We start from the raw sequence: 11,361 nt of genomic DNA, 5'->3' as shown, positions 1-11,361 counted from the left end.
AGATGTGTATAAGAGACAGGATATAATGTGTTTTTAACAAGAAAGATAGAATTTTTTTCAAAAAAAAAGAGTAGAACAATGCACCATTTCATGCATCGTTCTACTCTGTTAAAATTTTACAATTTATTATTAATAACTATTGAAATTAGTCTACAACTTGAACGTTTAAGTCTACATCTACGTTACCTTTTACTGCTTTTGAATAAGGGCAGAATTCGTGTGCTTCTTGTAGATATTTTTCAGCGTCTTCTTGTGATAATACGTTTTTAACTTTTGCATCGATAGATACGCCTAATTTAGGACTTTCTGCATTAGGGTCATCTTCTAAACGTACTGTTAATGTTACTTCTGGTTCAGCATCGCGAACTTTGTTTTGTTTTAAGATAAGATCGAATGCACCATTGAAGCATGAAGCATAACCAGCTGCGAATAATTGTTCAGGGTTAGTTGCGTTTCCGTCCGCTTGTTGTGGTGGTAATACATCTACATTAATTGCATTATCGTCAGTGTGAACATGTCCTTTACGTCCACCAACGTTTGTTGCTTTAGTTTCATATTGAACTGCCATTATTATTACCTCCTAAATTCGTGTTCAATCACTGTATACCCATCTTTGATTTTTTAAATCATACATATTTAATTTTTTAGGAAAATGAAGCACCAAAACCTCACGAGTTTGGAGTTGTAGGCACAATAGTTTAAAATAAAACAAAATAATATCGAGAAAGTAGGGAGTTTCATGACAACTGTAGAAGTAGCCGCAACAATAGCGCCAACAGAATTAATAGATAACACCACATTAAATGATTTAAACCAATATCAAAATGAGATAGATATAGTGGAACTACGTATTGATCAATGGCCAGAAAATCATATTCAATTACTTACTAAAAATCTCGAAATATTGAACAATCAAGATGCAAATTTTAAAGTATTGGTAACATATCGTACAACTGAACAAGGTGGTAAAGGTAGTTTACCTTATGACGCATATATGAAGCTTTTACAAGATATTGTGCATTTAGATTACTATCATATGATTGATATTGAGTGGGATAGTGATTATGATGTCTTTGCCCATCGTGATTTCGTTCGTTTGGCACAAGAAAATTATAAGCAAGTTGTAGTGTCGTATCATAATTTTCAAGAGACACCAGACATAGATATATTAAAATTCACATATTATAAAATGCATCAATTGAATCCTGATTATGTCAAAATCGCAGTTATGCCACAATGTCGAGAAGACGTTGCTACGTTATTACAAGCGATGGCTGCCAGTGTGGATGCTGTTTATCCTAAAGTAATTGGAATTTCGATGTCACAGTTAGGTGTCGTAAGTCGCGTGGCCCAAGGAGCCTTTGGAGGGGCGGTTTCTTATGGCTGTTTAGGAGAGCCTCAAGCGCCTGGCCAACTACATGTGAAGACATTGAAAGCGCAATTATCATTCTATGAAAATATGTAGCATACATTTGAATTTGCTGATATAAAAGCTTATAATTGATAATAGTTATCATTATGAAGGAGCGATAATTGTGGAATTACAAGAAGCAATTTCTTCAAGAAGAAGTATTAAAAAGTTTAAACATGATATGATTATCGATGATGAGGCATTATTTGATGCGATTGAGAAGGCTACAGATGCTCCTAATCATGGAATGAGAGAGCCATGGAGAGTGATCCATGTAGCAAAAGATAGATTAGGCGATATGAGTAGAGATATAACGCCATTCGCCTTTCCAAATAGTCCAGAGAAACAAGAAGATCACTACAATGCAGTTACAAATTTAGGTGGGATGTTAGTACTAGTATTGAAAACGGACCCACGTCAACGTCAAAATCGTGAGAACTTCTTTGCGATGGGCGCATATGCTCAAAACTTGATGTTATTATTATATGAAAAAGGCATTGGTACATGTTGGAAAACACCACCTTACATCTTTGAACCTAAAGTGCGTAAAGTGTTAGGCATTAAAGATGATGAAGCGATTGCTGGTTTACTTTATTTAACTGATTTAGAAGTTGTACCACCAAAAGCACATCGTAAAAGTAAAAACTTGATTTCTGAGTATTAATATAAAAAATGACGGAACTCTAAAAATTCAAGAGTTCCGTCATTTATTTATTACTTATTTGTTAAATGTTTCTTCTAAGAATGATTCAACTTGTTCTGGTGATTTTGCATTAGCTGAATGTAAATGTGCACGTTTATTGCCATTTTCAAAAACTAATAAACTTGGGATGCCCATTACTTCATTATCAGCTGCTACATCTTCTAATTCGTCACGATTGACTGTATACCAATCGTATTGGTTATATTTTTCAACGATTGGATCAATCCACATGTCCATTGCTTTACAATCAGGACACCAACCTGCTTCGAATTTCACGATAACGGGTTGATCGCTTTGGATGGTAGATTTAAATTCATCTGTTGTTTTAATGCTTTTCATGTATATACGCTCCTTTGAGTTAAATGCTACCTATATTATAACGGAATATTTATTTTATTCGAAAAATAAAGCTTAAAAAATATAGAGCGTTTACATAAGTTTTCTGATATATTTAGGTTAAATCAATATAGGAGGTTACATCTGAATGATTAAATTTTATCAATATTCAAATTGTACGACTTGTAAAAAAGCAGCTAAATTTTTAGAGACACATGGCGTAAGTTACGAGCCGATTGATATTGTGCAACACACACCAACAAAAAAAGAATTTGAAGATATCATAGAAAAAACAGGTGTAGAAATTAATAAATTATTTAATACGCATGGAGCTAAATACCGTGAATTAGGTTTAAAAGATAAATTGAATGATTTATCTAATGATGAAAAATTAGAACTATTAGCTTCAGATGGTATGTTAGTGAAACGTCCATTAGCGATTTCAGGTGACAAATTAACTTTAGGTTTTAAGGAAGATCAATATAAGGAAACTTGGCTATAAGGCTTATATGAAATGTTAATTTTTCTTATTAGTTAAAATAGTTTAATTTTACAAATATTAATTCAATAAATTGTATCGACTTTTAATATTAATAGTTGAATGAAAACTAACGGTATGGCATCATTAAATTGTAATTAATTTTAGGAGGGGATTTTCGTGGCAGTACCGAGCGAATTAAAATATTCTAAAGAACATGAATGGGTTAAAGTTGAAGGCAACACAGTAACAATTGGTATTACTGAATACGCACAAGGCGAATTAGGTGATATCGTATTCGTTGAATTACCAGACGTTGATGATGAAATCAATGAAGGGGATACTTTTGGTAGCGTAGAATCAGTTAAAACTGTTTCTGAATTATATGCACCAGTATCTGGTAAAATTGTTGAAATTAACGAAGAATTAGAAGATAGCCCTGAGTTCGTAAACGAATCACCATACGAAAAAGCATGGATGGTTAAAGTTGAACTTAGTGATGAAAGTCAATTAGACGATTTATTAAGTGCTGATCAATATTCTGAAATGATTGGCGAATAATTAACAGGGAACTCCTTGATTTCGTATCTTGGAGTTTTTTATTTTATTAAAAATTAATTTACTCAAATATTAATACTTTCGACCACACATGAAATACATATGTATGTAAGGATAAGTATATACACCTTAAAATTAAATAATGATAGTTAGTGAGCTTTTCAAAAATTTAATAATTCTAAATGTTAAGTCTTAGTAAAAAACGTTTAGAATTTGATTATTCCGTGAAGAAGTTAATGATTGTTTATTATCGACTTAGAAGGTGGATGAGCATGGCAATTTTAAATAAAGTTATTATTGTTGAAGGTAAATCTGATAAGAAGAGAGTACAACAAGTCATCGCTGAACCTGTCAATATTATCTGTACACATGGTACAATGAGTATCGACAAGATAGATGATATGATCGAATCATTATATGGTAAGCAAGTGTATGTACTTGCAGATTCGGATAACGAGGGTGAGAAGATTAGAAAGTGGTTTAAACGATATTTAAGCGAAAGTGAACACATCTATGTTGATAAAACATATTGTGAAGTCGCACGATGTCCTAAAAACTATCTTGCTAATGTTTTGAGCAGATATGGTTTTACTGTTCGAAAAGAGAAGCGTCTCATACCTAATTTAACGACTGAAAGGTTAGTATTAATGAATGAGTAGTACAATAAAAGTGGAAGATATTAGAGAAAACTTCAAAGAGGATAAGCATCTTATCTTTGGGTATACGCCCATGTGTGGCACATGTAAAATTTCTGAGCGTATGTTAGATATCGCAAACGAAATTTTAAAATTGCCAATTAAAAAGATAGATTTAAATTTTCATCCAGAATTTAGCGAAGAAAATAAAATTATGTCCGTGCCTGTGTTAATGATTATGAACAAGGATAAGGAACTAGATAGAATCTACGCATTTCAGTCTGTACCTTATTTGTTAGAAAAATTAAAATAATTATTGACGAAATTATAGTGCAATGGTAGGATATAAATTAATTAAATAGTGCGAAAACTCTTATCAAGAGAGGTGGAGGGATGTGCCCTATGAAGCCCGGCAACCGTCTAGACAATAGAAATGGTGCCAATTCACATAAAGTTTAACACTTTAGAAGATGAGAGAAAGATATTTCAATGCTTTCTCAACTTAACTAAAGTGAGAAAGCATTTTTTAATTACATAAAGTTTTAAGGAGGCACTTAACGTGATTGAATTAAATCAAGTAGTTAAACGCTATCACACAAAGAATAAAGATGTTCTAGCAGTTGATCACGTTGACTTAAAAATAGAATCAGGCTCAATTTTTGGAGTGATTGGATTCTCTGGTGCTGGTAAAAGTACGTTAATTAGAATGTTCAACAATCTAGAGGAACCTACATCAGGGGACATTATTATAGATGGCGACAATATTAACAAACTTTCAAAAGCAGAGTTAAGAAAAAAACGTCAAAAAGTAAGTATGGTTTTCCAACATTTTAATCTATTGTGGTCACGAACTGTTTTAAAAAATATTATGTTTCCGCTTGAAATTGCTGGCGCGTCTAAAGCGAAAGCTAAGGAAAAAGCTTTAGAACTCGTTGAGCTTGTAGGCTTAAAAGGTAGAGAGAATGCTTATCCTTCAGAATTATCTGGTGGACAAAAGCAAAGAGTAGGTATCGCACGTGCCTTGGCAAATGATCCAGACGTGCTATTGTGCGATGAAGCAACAAGCGCACTCGACCCACAAACTACCGATGAAATTTTAGATTTACTTTTAAAAATAAAAGAAAGACAAAATCTCACAATTGTCATTATTACTCATGAAATGCAAGTAATCAGACGTATTTGTGATGAAGTAGCTGTTATGGAAAATGGTCGTGTCATTGAACAAGGTAGAGTAAGCGAAGTCTTTGAAAATCCTCAACACGAAGTGACAAAACGCTTTGTTAAAGATGACTTAGATGATGACTTTGAAGACTCAATTAAACATTTAGAGCCATTAGATTCAGATGCTTATATTGTGAGACTCAACTTTAATGGTAACAATGCTACTGAACCTATCGTGTCTTACATAACTAAAAACTTGAATATTGATATTAATATTCTTGAAGCAAATATTAAAAATACACGTGAGGGTTCAATTGGATTTTTAGTTATCCATATCCCACATATTACACATGATGCTTTTGAAGAATTTAAAAATGATTTACACAAGCGACATGTTAATGTGGAGGTGATTAAGCATGAATAAATCATATGGTGACATTCTTCATGAGATGATTACTATGCCTAATGTACAATGGCCAGATGTTTGGCAAGCGATTTATGAAACGTTATACATGACTATCGTTTCAACAATCTTCGCGTTTATTCTAGGCTTAATCTTAGGTGTATTACTCTTCTTATCAGCTAGAAGCAATTCTACTGGGGCAAGAATTTTTTATAGTATAGTTTCATTTATAGTTAACTTATTCCGAGCAATTCCATTTATTATCTTAATCTTGTTATTAATTCCATTTACAAGTGTCCTTTTGGGAACAATAAGTGGTCCAACTGGTGCGTTGCCAGCCTTAATCATTGGAGCAGCGCCATTCTATGCAAGATTAGTAGAAATTGCATTTAAGGAAATTGATAAAGGTGTCATTGAAGCGGCGCAATCAATGGGAGCAAGTACATGGACAATTATTTGGAAAGTCTTACTTCCAGAAGCGATGCCAGCACTTGTATCAGGTATTACTGTTACAGCGATTGCTTTAGTTGGTTCAACTGCAATTGCCGGTGTTATCGGCGCGGGTGGTTTAGGTAACTTAGCTTACTTAACTGGTTTCACACGTAGCCAAAATGATGTCATCTTAGTTTCAACTGTCTTCATTTTAATTATTGTATTTATAATTCAATTCATTGGGGATTGGATTACAAATAAAATTGATAAACGATAAGGGAAAAGAGGTTTGATTTAATGAAAAAACTTTTAAGTTTACTTTTAGTACTTACACTTACTGTTGTATTAGCCGCATGTGGTAATGGCGGAGGGGACAAAGACAAAAAAATCGTAGTTGGTGCTTCACCAGCTCCTCACGCTGAAATTTTGGAAAAAGCAAAACCTTTACTTAAAAAGAAAGGCTATGACTTAGAAATTAAAACAATTAACGATTACACTACACCTAATAAATTATTAGATAAAGGTGAATTAGACGCTAACTACTTCCAACACGTACCTTACTTAAAAACTGAAAGCAAAGAAAAAGGATACAAAATTGAAGATGCTGGTAAAGTCCACTTAGAACCAATGGCTGTATATTCTAAAAAATATAAAAGCTTAAAAGACCTTCCAAAAGGTGCTACAGTATACGTTTCTAACAACCCAGCTGAACAAGGTCGTTTCTTAAAATTCTTCGTTGATGAAGGTTTAATTAAAATCAAAAAAGGTGTTAAAATCGAAGACGCTAAATTCGAAGATATCACTGAAAACAAAAAAGACATTAAATTCAATAACAAACAGTCAGCTGAATACTTACCAAAAATTTACCAAAACCAAGATGTAGATGCTGCTATCATTAACTCTAACTATGCAATTGATCAAAAATTAAATCCACAAAAAGATTCAATCGTAGTTGAAAAAGCAAACAACAATCCTTATGCAAACTTAATTGCTGTTCAAAAAGGTCATAAAGATGATGAGAAAATTAAAGCTTTAATTGAAGTATTACAATCTAAAGATATTCGTGATTTCATTAATGATAAATATAAAGGTGCAGTAGTACCTGCTAAATAATTGATGAAATAAATGAAAGCCCTGTAACCGTTATGGTTCAGGGCTTTTGTTATGTAGATAATGAAAATAAAGGCTATTACTTTATCGTAAATAATTTAGAAAGTAGAAGTGTTTCTATAAAGCATTCCAACTCCAAAACCACTTGTACCTAGACTATAATCGAATTTGATAATTTCGATATTTGGATTTTCTTCTAAAAATCGATTTACTTTTTTATTTAAACCATTTTCAGTCATTGCACTAAAATGTATAAACTTCAATTTGTCTCAATCCTTTCTAATTTAATATGTACTGTTACTATCTATTATATATGAGTCATTGTGATTAAAGAATTTTTTCAAAAAATGAATGAATTATGTTTAATAAAGAGAAGAGCGGGTAGATAATAACTAAATAAGACATCAGTCTTTCAAGGAGGAATTTCAAATGGCTGAAGATAAATTTGAACAAGCAAAAGGTAATATTAAAGAAACAGTTGGTAACGCAACTGATAATAAAGATTTAGAAAAAGATGGCCAAGGCGATAAAGCTTCTGGCAAAGCAAAAGAAGTTGTTGATAACGTTAAAGATAAAGCTAACGACTTAATCGACAAAGTTAAAGGCAACGACAATAAATAAGTTGTTGTATAAGAATAAACGCATGTGCTAAGCACATGCGTTTTTTTTTGCTTCATTTTCACTGGTAATTCTACCTAATGCATAACTCCCAGCAAATCCAATCACCAATAATATGATTGCGATTAACCACTCAACTAAGCTACTAGGTAAGCCAGGGAATACGGCATAAATCGATCCGATTACAAAGCCTGTGATTAAAGCAAAGGTCATAACAAAATGATGGTGCAGGAAGTATTTAATAATACGACTTGAAAGTAAAAAGCCTACAATAATGCCAAGTCCTACGATTAACAATACAGGTAAGCCATCAAAGTTGAATTTGACTAAGTCTGCAACGGCTAACATTACAGTGCCATAAGCGCCAAATACGAGTAACATAAAGGAACCTGAAATTCCAGGTAATAACATTGCACTAGAAGCACATACTCCAGCTAAAAAATATTTAATAATAAGACTAAAAGATAAATGAAGTGATGTGTCTGCACGTTGGTCACCTGAATTCATTAAAGTAATCGCAACAAGAATAATGATACCTAGTATTAAAACAGCGTAATGTTTGGCATGAAATGTCTCTTTAAAATTCGCTGTTCTTAACAGATAAGGAATAATACCAATAATTAACCCAGTAAAGAAAAACATTGTAACCACTTGATGATGTTCTAATAAATAATTGATTAAATTACTTAAGATACCAATGGCTAATCCCATACCTATTAATATAGGAAGTAAAAATTTCAAACTAGGCCAGAATCGCTTAAAGAATAGTCCACTAATTGATGAAATAAAATCATCGTATATGCCTAATAATAAAGCGATAGTGCCTCCACTAATACCGGGAATTAAATCAGTAGTTCCCATTCCAAATCCTTTTATAATATTAATCCACCTAAAACCTTGCATGAATGTCTCCTTTCTAAATAAAAGTTAAATTGCATCATAACAGATTTTCATAGATTAAGGAAATCTTTTGAAAATAAAATTACAAAATAATTAGAAATATATTCTGTGGTGTTATTGAGAACAACAAGCCTATGATTATCAGTTTCATTGTGCTAAATTAAGCTAGATAAAAATAATTTTAGTTAAATAATGACTCTAATTTAGCGTTTTAATAAGTTTATATTAGGGGACATTTGCGTTATAATGAAGTGTATTAAAGTACACAAAGTCTTTTTGACTACAAATTAAAATTATTATAAACTAGTTAAGAAAACTTTATATTTACGGAGGGAATATAAATGTCATCAACATTAGAAATCAAAGACCTACACGTGTCTATTGAAGATAAAGAAATCTTAAAAGGTGTTAATTTAACAGTTAATACAGGTGAAGTACATGCAATCATGGGACCAAACGGTACAGGTAAATCTACTTTATCATCTGCAATTATGGGACATCCATCATATGAAGTAACACAAGGTGAAGTGTTATTAGATGGCGTTAATATTTTAGAATTAGAAGTTGATGAAAGAGCTAAAGCAGGTCTTTTCTTAGCTATGCAATATCCATCAGAAATTACTGGTGTAACAAATGCGGACTTTATGCGTTCAGCTATCAATGCTAAACGTGAAGAAGGACAAGAAATTAACTTAATGCAATTCATTAAGAAATTAGATAAACAAATGGACTTCTTAGATATCGACAAAGATATGGCGCAACGTTACTTAAACGAAGGCTTCTCAGGCGGTGAGAAAAAACGTAACGAAATTTTACAATTAATGATGTTAGAACCTAAATTTGCAATTCTTGACGAAATTGACTCAGGTTTAGATATCGATGCGTTAAAAGTTGTATCTAAAGGTATCAACGAAATGCGTGGCGAAAACTTCGGTGCATTAATGATTACGCACTATCAACGTTTATTAAACTACATTACTCCAGACAAAGTACACGTTATGTACGGCGGTAAAGTAGTTAAATCAGGTGGCCCAGAATTAGCTAAACGTCTTGAAGAAGAAGGTTACGAATGGGTTAAAGAAGAATTTGGTGCTCAAGAATAGTCTATAAATGTTCATTTAAATGATGAAACATGACAGAGCTTAGTCAATGTCACTAGCTTAATCAAAGCTATTAAATATGTAAGACTGGGAAGATTTACCTTTTGAAAGTGGAAAAATAGGTAAAGTCGTTCTACAGTCGCTAAAACTTTTCATCAAGTAGGAGGAAAAAGAGTTATGACAACTGAAACTTTGAACATTTCTGAAGAACAACTTGTTGATTATTCTAAAGCGCACAATGAACCTTCTTGGATGACTGAATTACGTCAAAAAGCGTTGAAATTAACAGAAACTTTAGAAATGCCTAAACCAGATAAAACTAAATTAAGAAAATGGGATTTCGACACGTTTAAAGAACATAATGTTGAAGGAAAAGCATTCAATGATTTATCAGAACTTCCTGAAGTATTAAAAAACATTATCGACGTTGAAAATTCTAAAAACTTAATTATTCAACACAATAATGCGTTAGCTTATACACACGTATCTGAACAAGCGCAAAACAACGGTGTAATTATTGAAGGTTTATCTGAAGCATTAGTAAATCACAGTGATTTAGTTCAAAAATATTTAATGACTGAAGCAGTAAGTGTGGATGAACATCGCTTAACAGCATTACACACTGCTTTAATGAATGGTGGCGTATTTGTATACGTTCCTAAAAATGTGGTAGTTGAAGATCCTATTCAATACGTTGTATTACATGACGACGAGAATGCTAGTTTCTACAACCACGTAATTATCGCAACTGAAGAAAGTGCTGAAGTAACTTACGTTGAGAACTATCTTTCAACTGTAAGTGGCGAAGGTAGCCAATTAAACATTGTTTCTGAAGTTATCGCAGGCGCTAACTCAAATATCACTTATGGTTCAGTAGATTACCTTGATAAAGGTTTCACTGGTCACATTATTCGTCGTGGCACAACTGAAGCCGATGCATCTATTAACTGGGCATTAGGCTTAATGAATGAAGGTAGTCAAATTATTGATAATACTACAAACTTAGTAGGCGACCGTTCTACAAGTGAACTTAAATCAGTAGTAGTTGGAACTGGCGATCAAAAGATTAACCTTACATCTAAAATCGTTCAATACGGTAAAGAAACAAATGGTTATATCTTGAAACATGGCGTTATGCTTGAGGACGCATCATCTATCTTTAATGGTATTGGTTACATTAAACATGGCGGTACGAAATCTATCGCTAACCAAGAATCACGTGTTTTAATGCTTTCTGAAAATGCACGTGGCGATGCTAACCCAATCTTGTTAATTGATGAAGATGACGTAGAAGCTGGACACGCAGCATCAGTTGGACGTGTAGATCCAGAACAACTTTATTACTTAATGAGTCGCGGTATTTCTCAAAGAGAAGCTGAACGTTTAGTAATTCATGGTTTCTTAGATCCAGTCGTACGTGAATTACCAATCGAAGACGTTAAACGTCAATTAAGAGAAGTTATCGAATTAAAAGTAAACAAATAATCGAAGACGAGATTTTTAATAACAGAAAGGT

16 protein-coding genes and 1 riboswitch are annotated in these 11,361 nt (G+C 32.7%); of the genes, 12 read left to right on the top strand and 4 right to left on the bottom strand.

What is annotated here, in order from left to right:
- Positions 1-145 precede the first annotated feature (145 nt).
- A complete protein-coding gene (locus CD128_RS07760; RefSeq protein ID WP_103298699.1) occupies positions 146-568 on the bottom strand; it encodes an organic hydroperoxide resistance protein in 423 nt (140 codons plus the stop codon).
- 171 nt (positions 569-739) lie between these two features.
- On the opposite strand from CD128_RS07760, the gene aroD reads away from it, so the two are divergent.
- On the top strand, positions 740-1,465 hold the full coding sequence (aroD, locus tag CD128_RS07755) for a type I 3-dehydroquinate dehydratase (protein WP_103329435.1): 726 nt from the start codon (positions 740-742) through the stop codon (positions 1,463-1,465).
- Positions 1,466-1,535: 70 nt separating this feature from the next.
- Positions 1,536-2,075 (top strand): nitroreductase family protein, encoded by a 540-nt coding sequence (locus CD128_RS07750; RefSeq protein WP_103329434.1) that lies wholly within the window; start codon positions 1,536-1,538, stop codon positions 2,073-2,075.
- A gap of 54 nt (positions 2,076-2,129) precedes the next feature.
- Here CD128_RS07750 and CD128_RS07745 read toward each other — a convergent pair whose 3' ends face one another.
- Entirely contained in the window at positions 2,130-2,453 is a 324-nt protein-coding gene (locus CD128_RS07745; RefSeq protein ID WP_103329433.1) for a thioredoxin family protein, read from the bottom strand.
- A gap of 145 nt (positions 2,454-2,598) precedes the next feature.
- Here CD128_RS07745 and CD128_RS07740 point away from each other — a divergent pair, with 145 nt between their 5' ends.
- The 7 genes from CD128_RS07740 to CD128_RS07710 all read left to right on the top strand — a co-directional run bounded on the left by CD128_RS07740 (position 2,599) and on the right by CD128_RS07710 (position 7,230).
- Entirely contained in the window at positions 2,599-2,952 is a 354-nt protein-coding gene (locus tag CD128_RS07740; RefSeq protein WP_103329432.1) for an arsenate reductase family protein, read from the top strand.
- A gap of 156 nt (positions 2,953-3,108) precedes the next feature.
- Positions 3,109-3,489, top strand: a complete 381-nt coding sequence (gene gcvH, locus CD128_RS07735) for a glycine cleavage system protein GcvH (protein WP_103329431.1) — start codon at positions 3,109-3,111, stop codon at positions 3,487-3,489.
- A 269-nt stretch (positions 3,490-3,758) separates the two neighbouring features.
- Positions 3,759-4,145 carry a toprim domain-containing protein gene (locus tag CD128_RS07730; RefSeq protein ID WP_103298693.1) on the top strand — a complete coding sequence of 129 codons (387 nt, stop codon included), beginning with the start codon at positions 3,759-3,761 and terminating at the stop codon, positions 4,143-4,145.
- The gene (locus CD128_RS07725) at positions 4,138-4,434 is read left to right on the top strand and encodes a thioredoxin family protein (RefSeq protein ID WP_103329430.1); all 297 of its coding nucleotides are present in this window, start codon (positions 4,138-4,140) and stop codon (positions 4,432-4,434) included. Before CD128_RS07730 ends, CD128_RS07725 begins: the two co-directional genes overlap by 8 nt.
- Positions 4,435-4,491: 57 nt before the next feature.
- A riboswitch (SAM riboswitch) is annotated at positions 4,492-4,598 on the top strand.
- An 82-nt stretch (positions 4,599-4,680) separates the two neighbouring features.
- Complete coding sequence (locus CD128_RS07720) at positions 4,681-5,706, top strand: methionine ABC transporter ATP-binding protein (protein WP_103329429.1); 1,026 nt, start codon at positions 4,681-4,683, stop codon at positions 5,704-5,706.
- On the top strand, positions 5,699-6,394 hold the full coding sequence (locus tag CD128_RS07715; RefSeq protein WP_103329428.1) for a methionine ABC transporter permease: 696 nt from the start codon (positions 5,699-5,701) through the stop codon (positions 6,392-6,394). Before CD128_RS07720 ends, CD128_RS07715 begins: the two co-directional genes overlap by 8 nt.
- Before the next feature lie 20 nt (positions 6,395-6,414).
- A complete protein-coding gene (locus tag CD128_RS07710) occupies positions 6,415-7,230 on the top strand; it encodes a MetQ/NlpA family ABC transporter substrate-binding protein (RefSeq protein WP_103329427.1) in 816 nt (271 codons plus the stop codon).
- A gap of 95 nt (positions 7,231-7,325) precedes the next feature.
- On the opposite strand, the gene CD128_RS11865 is transcribed toward CD128_RS07710, so the two are convergent.
- Positions 7,326-7,490: a hypothetical protein gene (locus CD128_RS11865; RefSeq protein ID WP_167797499.1), complete on the bottom strand. Its 165-nt coding sequence runs from the start codon at positions 7,488-7,490 to the stop codon at positions 7,326-7,328.
- Between the two features lie 166 nt (positions 7,491-7,656).
- On the opposite strand from CD128_RS11865, the gene CD128_RS07705 reads away from it, so the two are divergent.
- Positions 7,657-7,848: a CsbD family protein gene (locus CD128_RS07705; protein ID WP_103329426.1), complete on the top strand. Its 192-nt coding sequence runs from the start codon at positions 7,657-7,659 to the stop codon at positions 7,846-7,848.
- 27 nt (positions 7,849-7,875) lie between these two features.
- Here CD128_RS07705 and popT read toward each other — a convergent pair whose 3' ends face one another.
- The gene (gene popT / locus CD128_RS07700) at positions 7,876-8,748 is read right to left on the bottom strand and encodes a polyprenyl-phosphate transporter PopT (RefSeq protein WP_103329425.1); all 873 of its coding nucleotides are present in this window, start codon (positions 8,746-8,748) and stop codon (positions 7,876-7,878) included.
- Between the two features lie 338 nt (positions 8,749-9,086).
- On the opposite strand from popT, the gene sufC reads away from it, so the two are divergent.
- On the top strand, positions 9,087-9,848 hold the full coding sequence (gene sufC, locus CD128_RS07695; protein WP_103329424.1) for a Fe-S cluster assembly ATPase SufC: 762 nt from the start codon (positions 9,087-9,089) through the stop codon (positions 9,846-9,848).
- Between the two features lie 174 nt (positions 9,849-10,022).
- On the top strand, positions 10,023-11,330 hold the full coding sequence (gene sufD / locus CD128_RS07690; RefSeq protein WP_103329423.1) for a Fe-S cluster assembly protein SufD: 1,308 nt from the start codon (positions 10,023-10,025) through the stop codon (positions 11,328-11,330).
- The last annotated feature ends 31 nt before the right edge of the window (positions 11,331-11,361 follow it).

The sequence above is a fragment of the Staphylococcus croceilyticus genome (assembly GCF_002902575.1).
GTDB lineage: Bacteria > Bacillota > Bacilli > Staphylococcales > Staphylococcaceae > Staphylococcus > Staphylococcus croceilyticus.
The sequence above is the reverse complement of the archived record's forward strand: the minus strand, read 5'-3'. Positions and strand labels throughout refer to the sequence as shown.